At 58.3% G+C, this 18,663-nt stretch carries 15 protein-coding genes and 4 pseudogenes; 6 read left to right on the top strand and 13 right to left on the bottom strand.

The features are described 5' to 3' along the window. The first annotated feature begins 1,092 nt into the window (after positions 1 to 1,092). Complete coding sequence (locus ACLGGT_RS21065; protein ID WP_437197573.1) at positions 1,093 to 1,728, top strand: response regulator; 636 nt, start codon at positions 1,093 to 1,095, stop codon at positions 1,726 to 1,728. A gap of 69 nt (positions 1,729 to 1,797) precedes the next feature. Further along, positions 1,798 to 1,962 (top strand): annotated as a pseudogene (locus tag ACLGGT_RS21060) (transposase); the annotation flags it as partial. A gap of 69 nt (positions 1,963 to 2,031) precedes the next feature. On the opposite strand, the pseudogene ACLGGT_RS21055 reads toward ACLGGT_RS21060, so the two are convergent. Next, positions 2,032 to 2,424, bottom strand: a pseudogene (locus ACLGGT_RS21055) (ATP-binding protein); the annotation flags it as partial. Positions 2,425 to 2,611: 187 nt separating this feature from the next. Here ACLGGT_RS21055 and ACLGGT_RS21050 point away from each other — a divergent pair. The 3 genes from ACLGGT_RS21050 (at position 2,612) to tnpC (ACLGGT_RS21040) (ending at position 4,873) form a co-directional block, all read left to right on the top strand. Beyond that, a complete protein-coding gene (locus tag ACLGGT_RS21050; protein WP_437197571.1) occupies positions 2,612 to 2,905 on the top strand; it encodes a transposase in 294 nt (97 codons plus the stop codon). Further along, positions 2,902 to 3,255, top strand: a complete 354-nt coding sequence (gene tnpB / locus ACLGGT_RS21045; RefSeq protein WP_375553144.1) for an IS66 family insertion sequence element accessory protein TnpB — start codon at positions 2,902 to 2,904, stop codon at positions 3,253 to 3,255. Before ACLGGT_RS21050 ends, tnpB (ACLGGT_RS21045) begins: the two co-directional genes overlap by 4 nt. A gap of 79 nt (positions 3,256 to 3,334) precedes the next feature. Continuing rightward, complete coding sequence (gene tnpC / locus ACLGGT_RS21040; RefSeq protein ID WP_375554200.1) at positions 3,335 to 4,873, top strand: IS66 family transposase; 1,539 nt, start codon at positions 3,335 to 3,337, stop codon at positions 4,871 to 4,873. A gap of 17 nt (positions 4,874 to 4,890) precedes the next feature. Here tnpC (ACLGGT_RS21040) and ACLGGT_RS21035 read toward each other — a convergent pair. The 5 genes and pseudogenes from ACLGGT_RS21035 to ACLGGT_RS21015 all read right to left on the bottom strand — a co-directional run. Further along, a pseudogene (locus tag ACLGGT_RS21035) lies at positions 4,891 to 5,301 on the bottom strand (ATP-binding protein); the annotation flags it as partial. After that, positions 5,291 to 6,751: an IS21 family transposase gene (istA, locus tag ACLGGT_RS21030; protein ID WP_437197611.1), complete on the bottom strand. Its 1,461-nt coding sequence runs from the start codon at positions 6,749 to 6,751 to the stop codon at positions 5,291 to 5,293. The gene istA and the pseudogene ACLGGT_RS21035, both read right to left, overlap by 11 nt. Positions 6,752 to 6,807: 56 nt before the next feature. Next, positions 6,808 to 7,053, bottom strand: coding sequence for an IS66 family insertion sequence element accessory protein TnpB (gene tnpB, locus ACLGGT_RS21025; RefSeq protein WP_437197570.1), 246 nt, complete (start codon positions 7,051 to 7,053; stop codon positions 6,808 to 6,810). A 22-nt stretch (positions 7,054 to 7,075) separates the two neighbouring features. Further along, positions 7,076 to 7,399 carry a transposase gene (locus ACLGGT_RS21020; protein WP_437197569.1) on the bottom strand — a complete coding sequence of 108 codons (324 nt, stop codon included), beginning with the start codon at positions 7,397 to 7,399 and terminating at the stop codon, positions 7,076 to 7,078. A 120-nt stretch (positions 7,400 to 7,519) separates the two neighbouring features. Next, positions 7,520 to 7,822, bottom strand: a complete 303-nt coding sequence (locus ACLGGT_RS21015; protein ID WP_437197568.1) for a hypothetical protein — start codon at positions 7,820 to 7,822, stop codon at positions 7,520 to 7,522. An 821-nt stretch (positions 7,823 to 8,643) separates the two neighbouring features. Here ACLGGT_RS21015 and ACLGGT_RS21010 point away from each other — a divergent pair. Next, positions 8,644 to 10,422, top strand: a complete 1,779-nt coding sequence (locus ACLGGT_RS21010; protein ID WP_437197567.1) for a BapA/Bap/LapF family prefix-like domain-containing protein — start codon at positions 8,644 to 8,646, stop codon at positions 10,420 to 10,422. A gap of 103 nt (positions 10,423 to 10,525) precedes the next feature. Here ACLGGT_RS21010 and ACLGGT_RS21005 read toward each other — a convergent pair whose 3' ends face one another. From ACLGGT_RS21005 to ACLGGT_RS20975, 7 genes and pseudogenes are all read right to left on the bottom strand, one after another. Continuing rightward, complete coding sequence (locus ACLGGT_RS21005; protein WP_437197566.1) at positions 10,526 to 11,707, bottom strand: tetratricopeptide repeat protein; 1,182 nt, start codon at positions 11,705 to 11,707, stop codon at positions 10,526 to 10,528. A gap of 847 nt (positions 11,708 to 12,554) precedes the next feature. Beyond that, positions 12,555 to 13,103 (bottom strand): fasciclin domain-containing protein, encoded by a 549-nt coding sequence (locus ACLGGT_RS21000; protein WP_297541433.1) that lies wholly within the window; start codon positions 13,101 to 13,103, stop codon positions 12,555 to 12,557. Between the two features lie 631 nt (positions 13,104 to 13,734). Further along, on the bottom strand, positions 13,735 to 15,387 hold the full coding sequence (gene tnpC / locus ACLGGT_RS20995; protein ID WP_437197565.1) for an IS66 family transposase: 1,653 nt from the start codon (positions 15,385 to 15,387) through the stop codon (positions 13,735 to 13,737). A 60-nt stretch (positions 15,388 to 15,447) separates the two neighbouring features. After that, positions 15,448 to 15,798, bottom strand: a complete 351-nt coding sequence (gene tnpB, locus ACLGGT_RS20990) for an IS66 family insertion sequence element accessory protein TnpB (protein WP_437197564.1) — start codon at positions 15,796 to 15,798, stop codon at positions 15,448 to 15,450. Then, a complete protein-coding gene (gene tnpA / locus ACLGGT_RS20985; RefSeq protein WP_437197610.1) occupies positions 15,795 to 16,097 on the bottom strand; it encodes an IS66-like element accessory protein TnpA in 303 nt (100 codons plus the stop codon). Before tnpA ends, tnpB (ACLGGT_RS20990) begins: the two co-directional genes overlap by 4 nt. A 271-nt stretch (positions 16,098 to 16,368) precedes the next feature. Then, positions 16,369 to 16,470, bottom strand: a pseudogene (locus tag ACLGGT_RS20980) (ATP-binding protein); the annotation flags it as partial. Between the two features lie 190 nt (positions 16,471 to 16,660). Next, positions 16,661 to 18,268 (bottom strand): pilus assembly protein TadG-related protein, encoded by a 1,608-nt coding sequence (locus tag ACLGGT_RS20975; protein ID WP_437197563.1) that lies wholly within the window; start codon positions 18,266 to 18,268, stop codon positions 16,661 to 16,663. Between the last annotated feature and the right edge of the window lie 395 nt (positions 18,269 to 18,663).

Genomic DNA, 18,663 nt, shown 5'->3' with positions numbered 1-18,663 from the left:
AAAGGCTGGTGTTCTTGACGGGGGCGGCTAACGGTTTCAGGGATTGACGCTTGCCCACCACGTTCTGCCGCCCCCTCGAATTGATACGTAACACATCTCGACTTAACGTCATTCAAAAAAAGCACCCCTCCAACTGGGGGTTTGGAGGGGTGAAAAGCGGTCATCACAAACACAAACCGCAATCATGAGTGTAAATGGCTTTGGTGAGAGTGGTGAGTATGTTATAGCCCAGTTACGACCTCATAAGATAATATGATATACATACTTAAGTATTTTGCAAGAGCTATTTTAAGGAGAACTGGTTTTTAAATCCTTGGGCATAAGATCGCTGGCAGAGCCTCCAGCGAAGCGGAGGCCCGCTTCGGACAGGAGTGAACCAAGAGCACAACTTTTGTCACGATCCAATGCCAGAATTTCTCTTTAGATTATTGGAATTTAGTGGTTTTCAATCAGTGTGGGAGCCCGTTCGCGATGATGGTTGGCCAGAATTACTTTGGAACCGCCTCTAAAATACGGGCCGCCTCTCCGCTAGGATGGAGCGGCTTAAGGTAAAGGTGATATAGGTCTATCACCCAAAGAAGATAGGTGTGTAATTGACATAAATATCTTTTGATATATCTTCAAGGCGTATGGTGCGATGTGGCCAGATGGCTCTGGACCGTACTAAGTTCAAGCGGGGCTTACGAGGAGATTAAATAATGAGCGCGGTTTATGCTCTTTGCGGCTCCGTCGGCGGCGCTTTGACTGGAGTCGGCTTTTTCTTGTTGGGATTTCCCCTAGCGACGCTCATACTAGCTTACGTCGCTGGGGCAACTCTTAGCATCATTTTTGCGGTTCTACTGGCGGCCCTAGTGACTCCGCCCTGCGAGGACGAGAAGATCAGCCTGCATTACGACCCATAGCAACGGATGTATCGCCTCCCTCTCGGGCCGCAGCGAAGTATGCGTTGGTCCGCAGAATAGAGGATGAATTCTACTTGCTTGACGTGGTCACACAATACGTTGCTATGATATGGTTTATTGCGTTCCATTGGCAATTCCGATACCACCTTAGGTAACGCGACAAGAACGTGGTTTAAGGTTTTGTGAGCACATGATGGACTCTGATGATGGGCTTAAGGTTCTTTTGGCAGACGATCATGGCATGATCCTTGAAATGATCGACATGTATCTTTCACGTGTTCCAGATATTCACCTGACGACCGCCAAAACGCTTGATAAGGCTCTGGAGCACATCGAAGCGGGCGAGAGTTTTGACATTGTCGTACTCGATCTGAACATGCCCGGCATGGGTGGCAGTGCGGGAGTGACGAAGGTTAAGAAGCGGCTTCCAGACTGCCCCGTGGCGATTTTGACTGGCGAAGTTTCTTCACAGGGCGTGCGGGATCTGATCGATGTCGGAACGGACGGCATCGTCCTCAAGACGACACCCCTGAAAACCCTTGTGAATGCCATCAGGTTCATGGCGGAAGGCGAGCAGTTTTTTCCCAAAGAGCTTATGTTTCAGATTTTTCCATCCGAGACAGCCAAGACCGACACACCGCTTTCTCCGAAGGAACAGTTGGTCCTAAGCTATTTGGCCGAAGGCATGTCGAATAGACAGATTGCGTCGCGTCTTTCCCTTGCGGAACCGACTATTAAGATGCATGTCCGGTCTGTCTGTGTGAAGCTAAGATGCAAGAACCGAACGCAGGCGGTGATTGCTGCGCAAAGCCAAGGCCTCGTTTGACCCAACGACGATCTGAACTGGCCCCTTTTTCGACCGGACACTTGGGCATAACCATGGAGTCTTAGGTATATGGCGGAGCACGTGCTTATGTCTGAGATAGAAATCATAACTGATGGCAGCCGTCGCCGTCGCTGGAGTGCGGCCGAGAAGCTGCGCATTGTCGAAGAAACGTTGGATGACCGGGCCAGCATTTCCGTAGTCGCGCGCCGCAATGGCGTGGCCCCCAATCTTGTTGATTGCCACTGAGAATTGACCCGGCATTGTCACCGAGATCTGACCCACCCAGTTGTTATGTTCTGCGCGTCATGATGGCGTCAATGCTGCTGTCTCCTTCCGTTTCTTTTTGGCCGTTTCGGAGCTTGCCTTGAAGCGATAGCTGTCGTTTCCGGTCTCCAGAATGTGGCATCGGTGGGTAAGGCGATCGAGTAGCGCGGTGGTCATCTTGGCGTCGCCGAAGACGCTGGCCCATTCGCTGAAGCTCAGGTTTGTGGTGATGATGAGGCTGGTGCGTTCGTAGAGCTTGCTGAGCAGATGGAAGAGCAAGGCCCCGCCGGAGGCACTGAACGGCAAATATCCCAACTCGTCCAGGATCACGAGATCGGTTTTGACCAGCGCCTCGGCGATCTTGCCAGCCTTGCCCTGAGCCTTTTCCTGCTCCAGGGCATTAACCAGCTCGACCGTTGAGAAGAAGGTAACCGCTGTTCTGACCCCACCTTCCCGTTGAATCCGTAAGCTGCGATGCGGGGCGAAATTGTGGTGATTTGCACGGGAGGTGTCATTGGGAGTCCATCGGGAGCGCGGTATGGAGGCTGTTGGGTTTGTGGAGCTTCTGGCGGCTCCGGCGGCCAAGCGGCGATGGTCTGACGAGGCGAAGGGTCGGATGGTGGCCGAGACGCTGGTTCCTGGCGTCACCGTGAACGAGGTGGCACATCGGCATGGATTGAAGGCCAACCACCTGTCGTCCTGGCGGACGCTGGCACGGAAGGGCAAACTTGTTGTGCCCGAGGTTGCGGGAGCTGAGTTCGCAGCACCTTTGTCGACGGCGCAGGCAGTGGACACGCCGGTTGCAACTGCGACGATTGATCTGTTGATCGGCCCTGTGACTGTGCGTCTGGATGCAGCCACGCCCGCAGCCCGGATCGCGGAACTGGCCATGGCCTTGCAGGCCCGCACGTGATCTTCCCGTCGAACCGGGTGCGGATCATGGTGGCGACGAAGCCCATAGACTTCCGCAAAGGTCATGACAGCCTGGCCGCGATGGTGAAGAACGAGCTGCGCAAGGACCCGTTCACCGGGACGGTCTTCGTGTTCCGCGCGAAGAAAGCCGATCGGCTGAAGCTGCTCTACTGGGACGGCACCGGGCTGGTGATGGCCTACAAGAGGCTGGAAGAGCATACGTTTACCTGGCCCGCCGTGAAGGACGGGTTGATGCTGATGAACCACGCGCAGTTCGAGGCGCTGTTTGCTGGTCTGGATTGGCGGCGGGTTCGGGCCATTAAAGTGAAGGCTCCCGAAGCGGTGGAATGACCGGTTCAGCCCTGCGGCAGGATGACTCGGTTGGTGCTTTCGACGGGCATCCTCTGTGCCGGTTTGGTAAAAACCGGCCATGCCGAAGACCTCTGATCTGCTTGAAGAAATCGCCACGTTGAAGGCGTTACTGACTGCCGCAGATGCGCGCGAGCGGCGAAAGGACGAGCGGATCGAACGGCTGGAGAAGCTGGTGGCGGCCTTCAAGCAGGCGGCCTTTGGGCGGCGGTCGGAAAAGAGCGATCCGGACCAATTCGAACTGGCGTTGGAAGACCTCGAAACGGCGATGGCGGTGATCCATGCCGAAGAGGATGCCGAGGACCGGGCCGCCAAGCGCCCTGCCAAACCGCGTGCAGCCAACCGCGGTGCATTGCCCAAGCACCTGCCGCGCATCGAGGAGATCATCGAACCAGACAGCCTGACCTGCGCCTGTGGCGGCTGCCTGCATTGCATCGGCGAGGATGTCTCGGAACGGCTGGACATCGTGCCTGCTCAGTTCCGTGTCATCGTGACCCGCCGTCCCAAGTATGCCTGTCGGTCCTGCACCGACGGGGTCGTCCAAGCCCACGCACCGGCACGGCTGATCGTAGGTGGCATGCCCACCGAGGCCACAGTAGCCTATGTGTTGGTCAGCAAGTATGCAGATCATCTGCCGCTCTACCGACAGGCCCAGATCTACAGCCGCCAGGGCGTCGATCTCGACCGCTCCACCCTTGCCGATTGGGTGGGTCGCGCCGCCTTCGAACTGCGCCCTGTCCATGACGCGCTGATGGCCGACCTGAAACTGTCTACCAAACTCTTCATGGACGAAACGCGCGCCCCGGTCCTCGACCCGGGGGCGAGAAAGACCAAAACGGGATACTTCTGGGCGCTTGCCCGCGATGACCGACCTTGGGGCGGCGCGTCTCCACCAAGCGTGGTCTTCACCTATGCCCCCGGTCGCGGCGGGCAGCATGCCGAGCGGATCTTGCAGGGCTTTGGCGGCATCCTGCAAGTCGACGGCTATGCCGGATACAACCGCCTGATCGCAGCAGACCGGATCGGTCCGGGCATCCAGCTCGCCCATTGTTGGGCGCATGCGCGCCGCAAACTAATCGAGATCACCCGCACCGGATCCGCGCCGATTGCCGAGGAAGGCGTGGCCCTCATCCGCGACCTCTACGCCATCGAGGCCGAGATCCGCGGCAGTGACCCCGTAACGCGATTGGCCATCCGGCGGGACCGCTCCGCTTCGATCATCGCCCGTCTCGACGATTGGCTGACCCACCACCGCGCCCGCGCCTCGGCAAAGTCGCCCTTGGGCGAGGCCCTTGCCTACATCGCAAAATACCGCGACGGCCTTGGCCGCTTCCTCACCGATGGCCGCGTCGAGATCGACAACAACACCGTCGAACGCACCATCCGCCCCATCGCCCTGAACCGCAAGAACGCCCTGTTCGCAGGACACGACGCCGGAGCTGAAAACTGGGCCGTCATCGCCTCGCTGATCGAGACCTGCAAGATGAATGGCGTCGATCCCCACGCATGGCTATCAGCCGCGCTCACCGCCATCGTTCAAGGCCATAAGCAAAGCCAGATCGACGATCTCCTCCCGTGGAATTACCCCGTTCCAGTGTGATCGGGACACCGCTTACAGAAGAAGCGCACGCGTTTGCGATGGTGCTCGATGGCCTGGATGCCGAGGGCCGTGGCCACGTGGGATTTCCCCGTGCCGGGCCCTCCGATCAACACCACATTCTCAGCAGCATCCATGAACTCGCATCGATGGAGCTGGCGGACCAGAGCTTCCCGCATTTCACTGGCCGCGAAGTCGAAGGCAGACAAGTCCTTGTAGGCGGGGAAGCGGGCAGCCTTCATGTGATACGCGATCGAGCGCACCTCGCGCTCGGCCATTTCGGCCTTGAGCAGCTGCGACAGGATCGGCATGGCAGACACGAACGCAGGCGATCCTTGCTCGATGAGATCGCCCACGGCCTGCGCCATCCCGGGCATTTTGAGGCTACGCAGCATGATGACGATGGCTGCTCCGGCAGGATCATGACGCATGGCGTGTGCCTCCCTCATTCCGAGCCTGTCGCAGCCCGTCGTAGCGTGCAACATTGGCCTCAGGTTCCTTGCTCAGAGAAAGGGCCGACGGCGGCGTTATATCGCGCTGGTCGGTTGGTTTGCCGTCCACCAACCTGTGGAGCAGGTGCAGAACAAGCGACAAAATATCGACCATCTCACGGTCCCCACCAGGCCTGCGCAGCATCTGTCCCTGCAACTTGCGGAAGGCCTCTGGCATCTCGGCAAAGGGTGCCCCATTGCGCAGCGCACCTGGCTTGCGCTGGACCACGGCCAGATAATGGCGCCAGTCATAAACGACGCGCCCAGGCTGGCGGTGCGACCGCTCAATGATGCGCTCATGTGTGCAGATCGTATGCCCCTCGGCCACGATGACCAGCCGTTCAGGGTAAATACGAAGGCTTACAGGTCGGTTCGCGAAGCTGGCGGGCACGGAATAGCGATTGCGGTCAAAAGTGACCATGCAAGTGGGTGATACGCGCTTACTCTGCTCGACAAAGCCATCGAAGGCCGTGGGCAGGGGCATTAGCGCAGGTTTCTCATCCTCCCACACATCAGCAATGCTGCCAGACAAAGTGCCATGCTCCGTCTCGGCCCAAAGCACCTTGCAGCGCTCTTCCAGCCAGTCGTTGAGTGCATCAAGGTCAGCGAAGGCTGGCATCACCTGCCAAAGCCGGTGACACGCATCGCGCACGTTCTTCTCGACCTGACCCTTCTCCCATCCTGCGGCGGGATTGCAGAACTCAGGCTCGAAGACATAATGGCTGGTCATGGCCAGAAACCGCGCGTTCACATCGCGTTTCTTGCCAGTTCCGACTTTGTCGACGGCCGTCTTCATATTGTCATAGATTCCGCGACCCGGGACGCCTTCAAAGACGCGGAAGGCATGCCAGTGGGCATCAAACAGCATCTCATGTGTCTGCAGCAAATACGCCCGCACCAGAAATGCGCGACTGTGCGATAGCTTGATATGGGCCACCTGCAGCTTGATGCGCTCAGCCCCGACATAGGCCCAGTCCTCGCTCCAGTCGAACTGGAACGCCTCGCCTGGTGCAAACACCAGTGGCACGAAAGTTCCACGATCCGTCGTGTGATGCGCCCGCTGCCGTTCGCCTCTCCATTGGCGCACGAAGGCCGCAACGCGCTCGTAGGAGCCGTCATATCCAAGCTTTACCAGATCGGCGTGCATCAGCTTCGCCGTCCGGCGCTCTTTACGTGATTTGCGCTGGTCGGTCGTGAGCCATGCTGTCAGCTGCTTGGCATAGGGATCCAGCTTGCTCGGACGATCCGGCGTCTGAAACGCAGGCTCAACAATCCCCTCCCGCAAATACTTCTTGATTGTGTTACGCGATATGCCCGTGCGCCGCGCAATCTCGCGAATGGGCATCTTGTCTCGCAGCGCCCATGTCCTGATAACCTTCAAAAATCCCATGTCGATCACTCCAAATGCCCCCAGCTGGTTCAAGCCGGGGCAAGGTTGCACATGGGTCAATTCTCAGTGGCAATCAACAGGGCGTGGTTCAGCTGGACACGGACATGTACGATGCGCGGCCAGCAGAACGAGGATTTCTCCAGGCGCTTTGCATACAGACATACGCCGCTGCCGTCCCACCAAACAATCTTGATCCGGTCTGCCCGCTTCGCACGGAATACGTAAAGTGCGCCACTGAACGGATCGCTCCCGGCATCCCGAACTAGCGAAAGCAGGCTGTCTGGTCCTTTCCGAAAGTCCACTGGACCTTCACGCCAGAGGGGATCATGCTAAGCGCACCGCGCGAAGAATGCGCAGCAACGCAGCCTCGTCAACATCCGGGCTCACCCGAACGATGATGCCTCCCAACACAATTTCCACCAGCGGCACGGCACTATCTGAAACACCGACCCGTTTCTGCTTGTTCAGGAAAGCTTTGCGCCACCCGAAGAGTTGCGGCGGCGAAATCCCGAGACTGCGGACAAGAGCTGACACATTCACCCCGGGCTCCAGCGCCGCGGCGACGGCTCTCTCCTTGAACGCGTCAGACCACCGCCGTCGCTCACCAATCGGCGCACCGTCGAAATGCTCTGCAACTGCTTCAATCAACTGTAAGCTACCAGTCGCAGGCATGGGCGTAGAACTAGTCGTAGACATGAAACCTCGGCGATCAGACCATCGCCAAACGCTTACCCCAAAACAGAACGGCCATTAACCCACGGGGTCGCCTTACCGCTTACCACCCACGCGCCCAAGGGCACACAAGTAAACCACAAAGGGCAGATCCTCACCGACAGATGGTCGGTCGTGACGGAGAAGTGTCCGGGTCTTCGCGGCATTGGTTTTCCAACTCTCTGGATCCTGTACCAAGGCCAAAGTCTCATCAAAGAACAGCTTGAATGATTGCTTGAGATGGTCGGCCAGCACGGCAAGGCCGGAGCGCGGCACAAACACTGTACAGATGAATAACTCCTTGAGCAGCAATGATAACACTATGATCACTAGACTATCAGGACCTTCGCTGAAGTCCATGGAATGCGTCTAGACCAGAGCCCGCACGCGGTGCGACGGGAACATCATCGGCTGACTTCCAAGCTACGCATAACTGATAAGACTCCATCAGCCGACGCCTCGGCTTTTAACGGATCAGGACTGCGCACATGACAATCTCCGACCGAAGCATCGTGCCAACCTCGTCACGCCAGGCATCTTCAAACGTAACAACGATTCATGACGCGAAAACCGCCCCACCTTCCGGCGCAGATAGCACCAACTACCCGCTCAGCGCCAGCGTTCGCCATGCCGACAAATAGTTCGCAGCATGCCATGCCGCCACGAAACAGCAGTAACGGTACCGCCCGGCACCAGTGTCTCCACTGCGATCTGCGCTTTCAAATCATTCGACCATTTCCGATTCCGACGGCCCTCTACGCCAACCGGAACAACTATAGACGTAGTCTCCATGGAAAAAAGTCACTCTAGCCATCAACGGGATCTAACGAACCCATCACGATGACAGACAGAAGGGGGGCGGGAAACCATTGCTGTATAGGTATCTATTTCTCAACAATCTCAATCGATTGATAGAACGAGCCCATGCGGAACTCGCTCAGTTGGCCGCCTTCCAGCGCTGACATGGCCACAGCCCAATACAAAAACAAAAAAACACACAAAAGTACTTTATATAATCTTTCGGATGGGTCTAATGCCTATTAGAATGTATCTGCCGCTATTTGGATTGCAACCCTTTGGCGGGCATAATGCCGATCTGTCGTGCTGTGATGTCATGTGACTCGAGGGAATTGGGCACAAGATCGCCGCGAAAGCTGGGATGAAATCAAGAGGTTATGACTATGAGAGAGAAAACAATCGTCACCGACAGCGCCACAATGCACAGAGTTGGCGTTCGGCGAGATGAGATCAAATCAGCTAAGCAAGAAGGTGGCGACCTCGTGCTGGTGCTTGAGAGCGGAGAAGAGATAGTTGTTTCTGAATTCTTCGCTCCGAAAGATGGAGACAAGCGATCGCAACTGGTTCTCCTAGATGGACCGGTTGAAATCCTGTCGGGGGAACAAATTGAAAACGGTGAGCATCTCAGCACGCAAGGAAAACTTTCTCCAACGTTGATGGAAGCCGAAGTTATCGCGCCGGAAGAGCCCAGCCCTGTTTCCAGTCTTAACAAAGGTGCGTTGTTGTTAGGTGGAGGTCTGTTGCTGGCGGGGCTTGCCCTGTCGCGCTTCAACGATGACGATGACGATGGTGATCCCACGGACCCGACCGATCCCACGGACCCGACCGATCCCACGGACCCGACCGATCCCACGGACCCGACCGATCCTACGGACCCGACCGATCCCACGGACCCGACCGATCCCACCGACCCGACCGATCCTACGGACCCGACCGATCCCACGGACCCGACCGATCCCACGGACCCGACCGATGATCAAACTGGCATTCTTGATCCGGTTATTGGCGACGGCGGACTGCTCGGGGATGTCACCGGTAACGATGGCCTTCTCGGCGACGTGACTGGCTCGGACGGGCTGCTTGGCGATCTGATCGGCAATGACGGGCTGCTTGGCGCCATTACCGGCTCGGACGGGTTGGTTGGCGATCTGACCGGAGAGGGGCTGATTGGCGACCCCGGCGCCGAGAGCGAACTGGGTGACGGTTTGCTTGACCCGATCCTGGCCGATGATGGCCTGCTTGGTCCGATCACCGGCGACAACGGTGTCCTGGGTGCGCTGACCGGCTCTGAGGGCTTGGTTGGCAATCTGATCGGCAACGACGGAACGCTGGGAGGCCTCACTGGCGAGGATGGTCTCGTGGGCAGCCTGCTTGGCGAAGGTCTGATCGGGGATCCGGCCGACGGTGGCACCCCGGGCGACGGCGGCGGTCTGCTGGATCCGATCATTGGGGAGGATGGCCTTGTCGGCGGCCTGCTCGGTGGCGACGGCGGCGGTCTGCTGGATCCGATCACTGGCGAGGATGGCCTCGTCGGCGGCCTGCTCGGTGGCGACGGCGGCGGTCTGCTGGATCCGATCATTGGGGAGGATGGCCTTGTCGGCGGCCTGCTCGGTGGCGACGGCGGCGGTCTGCTGGATCCGATCACTGGGGAGGATGGCCTTGTCGGCGGCCTGCTCGGTGGCGACGGCGGCGGTCTGCTGGATCCGATCACTGGCGAGGATGGCCTCGTCGGCGGCCTGCTCGGTGGCGACGGCGGCGGTCTGCTGGATCCGATCATTGGGGAGGATGGGCTTGTCGGCGGCCTGCTCGGTGGCGACGGCGGCGGTCTGCTGGATCCGATCACTGGGGAGGATGGCCTTGTCGGCGGCCTGCTCGGTGGCGACGGCGGCGGTCTGCTGGATCCGATCACTGGGGAGGATGGCCTTGTCGGCGGCCTGCTCGGTGGCGACGGCGGCGGTCTGCTGGATCCGATCACTGGCGAGGATGGCCTTGTCGGCGGCCTGCTCGGTGGCGACGGCGGCGGTCTGCTGGATCCGATCACTGGCGAGGATGGCCTTGTCGGCGGCCTGCTCGGTGGCGACGGCGGCGGTCTGCTTGGCAGCCTGCTCGATCCGGTGACGGGTGAGGACGGTCTGCTCGGCGGCGGCGGCCTTCTGGGCTAAGCTTGCGCAACGCGACATGAGGACCGGGGAGAAATCCCCGGTCCTCTCTTTTAGGGAAGCGCTTTGTAGAAAGTTACACTATCCCCAGCTTGGCTGGGGCAGGTCAATCGGAGCCCGGCTTGGGCATCTGAACATATGTCGACCAATGAGGCATCTTCTTGACTGCCCCGCCAACGTGTATCATCCCGGGAAGGTCGTAGCCGAGTGGAAATGATGTCCCATCCGGAAACCTGTATTCTGTGTCGTGAATGCGCACGTCCTGTCGGATGAGCGGCCAGATCATATCAGCGAGAAAGGCTTGATCTCCGAACTTGCTATCAAAATAGTCGGTTGCATTGAGCAGCCAGCTTTCCAGATTTGGCAATACTCCTGACATCCCACCCCACATGCCAGCCAGAATCAATTCATGGTGATAGATGTGATCGCGCATCACGTGGAACCGCTTGCCTGAAGACAGCCAGTCCTGAACCGCCAGAAGTTCCTTTGCATTCAGACGTGAGTCCGCATCCCTGCACAGGAAAACATTGATGTCTTGATCGTCTGAAGCCAGAAATCGCCACATGGGTCGTATTTTCGCATGGCGCTGTTCGGTCATGAGAATGACCTCTGCGCCGTAGGTCTTCAAGGCCTCGCGGGCGTCATGAGGGACGGACGTGTCGCAGTAGAAGCGCGCTGTCCAGTGAACATAGAGATGCTGCGCGATCTGCGCATTTATGATGGCGCCGGTCACATATTCGGGACGATTTCCCCATAGCGAAAAAGAAATGATGTTTCGGCGCCGTCTTTCTGGGTCGAACCCCCGGCCACCGTCGGCAAGGTTGTATGACTTGAACGGAGAGCTGGAGAACCTTTCAAGAGCGAGTTTGTGCTTTGCCTTCAGGTTCTTGAGCCCTTCCTCTCGGGCGGCATCATGCGCGCCGGTGCGCCAGAGCGACGCGATATAACTGTTTCGAGTCGGAATCTCGTCCCTTAAGGCAAGCGCACGGCGAATTGGTTCGATGGCCTCTGCATAATAGCCGTTTTGCTTACAGAAGGTTCCAAGACCGACCCAGCCCCTATAATCGTCCGGATGCTCGCTTGCGTAGGTCTCAAACGCCTTTCGGGCGAGATCAAGCTTGCCCGCGTCGCGCAGTGCATAGGCGGCAAAGAGACCGGCATCGCTAGATGGATGCATTTTTGCAATTTGCGCATATGCCTCGGCAGCCTCGAGAACGCGCCCCTGAGCCCTGAGCCTGTTCGCTTGCCTTTTCTTTTCCGTCGCGGCAGATGAGTTAGCAGCGATCATCACATAACCCTTTCTCAAAGCCGACACCAAACGTCGAGCGGGCGGCTGGCCTCCCGCTCAAATGCATACGCGTTATTAAAAAGTATGCCAGATCATTAGAAAGTATGTAATCGGCCCAAGTCAACAGTCACATATTCTGATCCAGATCTAGAAAAACGTTGAAGGAATGCCGCTTGAAGGCCGGTCATCGAAATCGTGTCAAAAGACGGTACCTGGCATTTTAAAGACAATCGAAAGTGTCCACGCCGATCGGAGAGAAGAGCAGAGGTACCTGACAATCGAATGGGAATATCGGAACTTTGAAAAGTTGAACCGCCTTTAGGTCATCCCAACGCCTGCGGCACTCAATATTCTAAGAACTTTGTAACAGTATGATTGCTTGACAGAACGAGCTGTCCGTCGCCCTTTAAAATGGGGATTAATCACCGTGTGAGCATCGGACGCTCAGATTCGTTTGTGTGATTGATTTTGCTGCGTGTTTTTGGTGTTACGAGCGGCATTGGCGAATTGCTTGCTTATGATCTTCTGCATTTGCCTCAGAATGGCTTTGTCGCGCCAGCAGTAGACGTCGATGTGTGTAAAGTTTGTTCAGCCATCGTTGATCCTCCAGTTTACGGGACAACTCTATTCCAAGTGTTGAACCCCTGTCAGGGGGTTAATCCAGCGCGATTCGGAACAGATGCCGCTCAACGGGGACTAGCGCGCCAGTTTTCCTAAATCCGTTCAAGTTCGGCTTGCGCAGAGGGCGCGCGCATGGGTTTTCAGAAAGCATATCCGCATCAAGCTGCGTAAAGCCCCCCCGCCATCCGTGCGGCGGAGGGGCAGATCCCGTGCCAGTGTGGGGGTATTACTTTGGCACGAGAACAGCGTTGATCACGTGGATCACGCCGTTGGATTGGTCTACATCCGCCACCGTTACACGGGCCGCGTTTCCGCTTTCATCAATGATGTAGACGTTGTTGCCTTTTACCTGCGCCGACAGGGCGTCGCCCGACACGGCGTTGAAGTGGTAAAAGCCATCTTTGCTGGCGCGAGCGGCGGCGATGATGTCGGCAGCAGACCAGTCACCGGCGACCACATGAGCCGTCAGGACCTTTTGCAGCATGGCCTTGTTCTCGGGCATCAGCAGCGTCTCGACCGTGCCTGCGGGCAGGGCCGCAAACGCATCGTTCACCGGCGCGAACACGGTAAACGGCCCAGGCCCCTGCAATGTCTCGACCAGATCGGCGGCTTTCACCGCCGCAACCAGCGTTGTGTGAACCGGCGAATTGACAGCATTCTCGATGATGTTGCGCTCTACGAGCATCGGCGCGCCGCCCACTGTTGGGTTGGCGGCATAAACGGCGGTGCCAAGGGCAATGGCAGTGGCCGTGCTCAGAAAGGTTTTGAAGGTCATTGGTCGTTCTCCCTTGTTTTCAAAGGCTCGTCTGAGCCGCTGATGCAGGAGACACGTCAGCCGGGAAGCAAAAGTTTCAAACCGCCCAAAGTTTATTTCATCAGAGCATCCGAACTCACCCTCACCGGGCAGGATTCGTGTCATTTTAATGACGGATCTATAACATGAGACGTACCAGGCAGCCTTGAAATAGTTCCAGAATTCTTCTGGCGAGAATAGACCGCAGACTTCTGTGAGGGCGTGGAACATATCGGTGAAGTTTTGAGCGCCGATCCTGCGTAGGTGGGCTTTGAGTTTGGAGAATGCCATTTCAATCGGGTTCAGGTCAGGGCGGTATGGCGGCAAGAATCCTGCATAGCCTTGACTGCGGCGGCGTTCTTGCGGGTGGCGAGGTTGTTCAGGATTACCACCGTTCCTGACGTCAGTTCGTGGACCAGCTACCTGAGTGGCGTGAGCCGCAAAGGCTTCGGCATCCATCGCGCCCTTGATTACCCATGGTGCGTTCAAGGCATCGGCGCTGAGACTCGCAATGAAGGTCTGCGTGTGCCACGTGCTAAAGACGCCATCCATCAAAAGTCGATCCTCATGTTAACGGCAGAGTAAAAGTGTAAGCATACGCCGAGTACCGCGGCTATGCGGCCTTGACGGAGGTTTTGGGTTGGCCTGCCGGTTTCCAGTTCCACGGGAGCAATTCGTGGAGGCGTGAGACAGGCATGTCGGAGATGCGAGCGATGACGTCGGCGAGCCATGCCTGGGGGTCGATGTCGTTGAGCTTGGCCGTGCCGATCAAGGTGTAGATCGCCGCCGCGCGCTGGCCGCCCCGTTCGGAGCCTGCAAAGAGCCACGCCTTCCGGCCTAGGGCCACCGCGCGCAGGGAGCGTTCGGCGGCATTGTTCGAGAGGCAGACACGCCCATCCTCGAGGAACCGCGTGAAGCCAGGCCAGTGGTTGGATGACAGCAGGTAGTCGATGGCCTTGGCCACCTTGGCATGTTTCGACAGAAGGGCGCGTTCGCTGCGAAGCCAGCGCTCCAGGTCCGCGACCAGCGAGGCCGATTGGTGCTGTCGCATCTCCAGCCGTGCCTCCGGGGTTTGCCCGTTGACCATGCGCTCGATCTCGAACAGCGCGTCGATGCGCTTCACCGCCTCAACGGCGATGGGCGAGATCTCCTTGGGCGACTTGCCCTTGCGGATGTTGGTCTGCACATCGGCGAGTTCGAAGAACTTGCGCCGCGCGTGGGCCCAGCACAGCGCCGATGTCACCGGCCCGGGCTGCCGGGCGGCGTCGTAGAGCTGGTTGTACCCGGCATAGGCGTCGGCCTGCAGAATGCCCTGCCAGCCTGTCAGATGTTTCGTCGGATGTTCCCCAGCGCGATCGGGGGAGAAGCGGAACACGACCGCGGGCGGCGCGGTCCCGTCGAAGGGACGATCATCGCGCACATAGGTCCAGAGCCGGGCGGTTTTCGTGCCGCCACGGGCCAACAGCGGCACCGTGGTGTCGTCACCATGCAGCCGGGCCGCGGTGAAGACATGCGCCTCGATCAGGGCGTTCAGCGGCTTCAGCAACTCGGCCACCGCGCCGACCTGGTCGGCAAGCGTGGAGAGGCTGAGGTCCACGCCTTCACGGGCGTAGCGTTCGGCCTGACGGTTGAGGGGCTGATGCTGGCCGTACTTTTCGAAGACGATCATCGCAAGCAGGCTGGGGCCTGCCCATCCCCGCGGGATCGGATGGAAGGGCGCCGGGGGCTGGGTGATCTTCTCGCAGGCCCGGCAGGTGAACTTCTCCCGCACCGTCTGGATCACCTTCCACTGGCGGGGGATGACCTCGAGCGTCTCGGTGATGTCCTCGCCCATCTTCACGATGCGATCGGAGCCGCAGCAGGAGCAGGTGCTGGGCGCCTCGACCACCACGCGCTCGCGCGGCAGGTGTTCGGGGAAGGCTTTCTTCACCGGCTTGCGCCGCTCGAAGGCACCGACCTTGGCCGTCAGCCGTTCGGCCTGCACCCGGTCCTCGGCCGCATTTGCGACCAGCTCCTCGAGCTGCAGTTCCAGCTGGTCGAGGAACTTGGCGCTGCGCTCCGCGCTGCGGCCATACTTGTCGCGCTTGAGCAGCGCGATCTCGAGCTTGAGGCCCGCAATCATCGCCTCGGAGGTCGAGACGACCGCGCGCGCCCGTGCCAGATCGGCTTCGGCCGTCTCGGCGCGCCCCTCTGCCGCCGTCGCGCGTTGCTCCGAAGCGGCGAGCGCGGCGCGCAATTTTTCGAGCTCGGAGCGGGCGTCTGACATGGCGAACGTCTACCATGTCGGCCCGCCAAGGACCAGTAAAACAAGGGCTTTCCCGCTGATTTATCCAACCTTTGCAGGGCGTTGCGTCCAGCGCGGATTGCGCCAGTCGATCCCCTCCAGAAGATACCCCAACTGGGCCGCAGAGATCGCGACAGCCTGTCCCGACTGGCTGACCGGCCAGATGAACTTTCCCGCCTCCAGCCGCTTGGCATAAAGCGACATGCCGACCCCGTCATGCCAAAGCAGTTTCACGAGATCGCCTCGGCGCCCGCGGAGGCAGAAGATCTCGCCGGCATGCGGATCACGCCCGAGGCCCTCTTGCACCTTCAACGCCAAGCTGTTCATGCCGCAGCGCATGTCCGTTACGCCGCCTGCGATCCAGACCTTCGTGCCAGAAGAGAATGCGATCATTTGCCCTCCAGGATCGGCAGCAGCCGGGTCAATGCGTCCGGCTCCACGCACGAGGGCACAAGCAGACGCCTTCCGTTCCTCAGAACGATCTCAAGCTGGACGGCGGGGTTCGGCTGCCGCGGCGGCTGAGTGTCAAGGTCCGGCGTCATCTTCACCGGCACGAACGCAGCGCCGCTTGCCATCGAAAGCTCCCCGTTCCGATATTGTCGCCGCCAGACCGTCAGCAACGAGCGGGAGATGCCATGCCGCCGTGCGATCGCAGAAACCTGGCGATGTCCACGGTGACTTTCCTCGACCACCCGGATCTTGTCAGAATCGCTCCAGTGCCGACGCCGCGGCACGTCCTCGGCGGACAGGATCTCGATGTGCGGTGTGAACGTAAGGCGACCATAAGGTCGGACTTACCATCACCCAACGCGCCCCGTCAGACGGCCCCCGCCGGAGCGTTACGTAAAAGTGAGCCAAAGGGCAGCGCATAATCTTGCCAATTTGGGGTGGGTATGACTGTCCGGATGCTTTGGCCTGTCAGGGCCAAACTCTGGCGATTTGGAGGATAGCTACCGCCTTGTCCTAGCGTGCCTTGCCAAGGCGGCGGCGATAGCTCTCGCCATTCATCTCAAAGATGTTGACATGGTGTGTCAGGCGGTCGAGCAGCATGCCGGTCAGTCGTTCTTCAACCAATTTATGAAACCTCGGCCGAAGCGCGTCTGGCTACGGTGCTGACATGATCCGTCCTCCCAATCAGGATGAATCACAGATCAACGCGTCAAGGTATACCTACCGATTCTGGTTTTGCGCCGAACGTTTTAGGGCTCGGTCAGGCATAGCCCGGAATCAGGAATTTTGGACGCGCTATCTGAAATTACTGCACCAACACACTCCCACCGGGCGACACACAGGAATAACTTTCGAGAATGATTTCAGCCCGCGCGACATCCAGGCCGAGCAATTCCAGAAGCGCCCGCGAGAGATCATCGAGCGCGCTGCCGGCGAGTATCGCTGTCACTTGGGAAATGAGATTGTTCAGCACGCCGAGCAGACCCCCGAGAATACCGCCGAGCAGACTCCCGAAAATGCCGCTTCGCTGCGTATTGAGGTCGGACCTGATATCGTCGAGCAAAGATCCAACTGACCCTGACAAACTGGAGAGTGTAATGAGCGAGGGGATCGGAATGGGTACGCCGACCTGATCGCGTCTAATATCAATGAACTGCGTCGTTGCGCCGATCGGGGTGGTGTTCGATTGATCCGCGTCATCAACGCCTGACGGCGGCGAGAGAAGTCCAATATCCAAATCGAGACTCGCGGCGCCTGTGTCAATCTGAAAGCGCGCCACGATATCGGCATCCTCCTGCGCCGCACAATCCAGCCGGATCAAACGCGCGGTCGCATCCGCCGCTGAGAGATCGGCCCGGATGTCCAGAATGCTGGCCGCGGATGCCGTAACGCCGACCCCAACTTGTGAAATCGATCCTACGAGCGGGGGATCGTCCTCAGGAGAGCCGATAAAGGTGATGGGGGCGCGGACGATCCCGGCATTGAGGTTGACATTCGCAAGAGGAGCAAGATTGAGGCCTGTTGCCACAGTCAAGCGTTCGCTCGGATCAAAGCTTGCCAGTCCTGCAGTAGCGAGCAACAGGTCAAACAGGCTTACATCAAGGTTGAAAGGAACCTCTTCAATCGCAATGTCGCCCAAAGTGTCAGACACTTGAATCAGGTCGCCGATCCGAATCCCGCCATTTGGAACAAATCCGTTGACAATCCCGTCCAAAGGTAAGCCGGTCAGGTTCGCGAGGCTGATCAAAAGCTCTGGTGTACTGATGGCGAGATCCAGCACATCCTGAAAGGTCAGAAGATCGACCTCCGAGTTCAGGCTGATGAAGTCCAGCAACTCGCTTACGTTCACTTTTGTATCGAGCACGCCCTCGTAATTAATCAGACTCAGATCAAGACCGAGGCCACCGGGGCCAAGCAACCCATCGAGAATGGGAGCGACCAGAGCGGAGTCGCGCGTATCGAGATCAACGAGCGTGTTTCGTAGGGTAAAGGCCACGACTGGTGCTCCAATGCTTGAAACGGCATCGCGTCTGATGGTGTGTTCACCGCTGGAGATCAGGGGCGCCAACAGCAGCGTGCGCCATGGCATTACAACGGAAACCCGGACGGCATTGGGGCTGTTCGGAGCTGATTGGTCACTGTCACGCACAAATCCAGCGTCAGAAGAGAACCTGCCGAACTCGATATCGGAGTCCGCAATATCTATCTCGCCATATTGGTTGTTTTTGCGAACCACTGTCCTTGCAACTGCCCGGGCTTCGACTGGATCGTGCAGATGCAATGCGGCACTTTGGGCGGCAAGGTCAGCTTGTCCCTGCGCATAGGATTTTTGCGCGTTCAACTGTGCGATATCCACCGCAAAACCGGCAATAAGTATAAGGCTTGGAAGGAGAATGAGGCTGAATAGGAGCAAGGCTCCACTTTCATCCTCTGCGAAACGGCGCAATGCCCGCTTTGCACACAAGGCGCGTGCTGCGCCCACAGGTGACAGAAGCGAAATCCAACCCGTCTGCCGATCTTGTCGCGTGTTTGCCCGAGGCACTACCCTGTTCCGGCTCATCCATATTCCATTGATGACCTTATAGCATGTCGGGTTGGATATACGATAATCATACTCTGTCAAAATATTAAAGCCGAAAGCTGTTCTTTAGATTTGCGAAGATAGACCCCTTAAGGTCGACCGTGATATGTGGTTAGTAACCAGTAGATTCGATGTATCTCATGTGAGCCCTGCTTTAACGATTGGTAATATAAAGCGGTCTGGTGTGGCGACACAAAAGATATGAAACCGATGAAGTCGCTGAAGCA

Origin of the sequence: Roseovarius sp. MS2 (genome assembly GCF_051447875.1) — a bacterium.
GTDB lineage: Bacteria > Pseudomonadota > Alphaproteobacteria > Rhodobacterales > Rhodobacteraceae > Roseovarius > Roseovarius mucosus_A.
This window is presented reverse-complemented; position numbering and strand designations above follow the sequence as displayed.

What these genes read in the sequence shown, in the direction of transcription:
- ACLGGT_RS21010 (WP_437197567.1), top strand. Translation starts at nt 8,644, where the DNA reads ATGAGAGAGAAAACAATCGTCACCGACAGCGCCACAATGCACAGAGTT.
- tnpB (WP_437197564.1), bottom strand. Translation starts at nt 15,798, where the DNA reads ATGATCGCATTCTCTTCTGGCACGAAGGTCTGGATCGCAGGCGGCGTA.
- istA (WP_437197611.1), bottom strand. Translation starts at nt 6,751, where the DNA reads ATGGGATTTTTGAAGGTTATCAGGACATGGGCGCTGCGAGACAAGATG.
- ACLGGT_RS21065 (WP_437197573.1), top strand. Translation starts at nt 1,093, where the DNA reads ATGATGGACTCTGATGATGGGCTTAAGGTTCTTTTGGCAGACGATCAT.
- ACLGGT_RS21015 (WP_437197568.1), bottom strand. Translation starts at nt 7,822, where the DNA reads ATGGACTTCAGCGAAGGTCCTGATAGTCTAGTGATCATAGTGTTATCA.
- ACLGGT_RS21005 (WP_437197566.1), bottom strand. Translation starts at nt 11,707, where the DNA reads ATGATCGCTGCTAACTCATCTGCCGCGACGGAAAAGAAAAGGCAAGCG.
- tnpC (WP_437197565.1), bottom strand. Translation starts at nt 15,387, where the DNA reads ATGTCAGACGCCCGCTCCGAGCTCGAAAAATTGCGCGCCGCGCTCGCC.
- ACLGGT_RS21000 (WP_297541433.1), bottom strand. Translation starts at nt 13,103, where the DNA reads ATGACCTTCAAAACCTTTCTGAGCACGGCCACTGCCATTGCCCTTGGC.
- tnpC (WP_375554200.1), top strand. Translation starts at nt 3,335, where the DNA reads ATGCCGAAGACCTCTGATCTGCTTGAAGAAATCGCCACGTTGAAGGCG.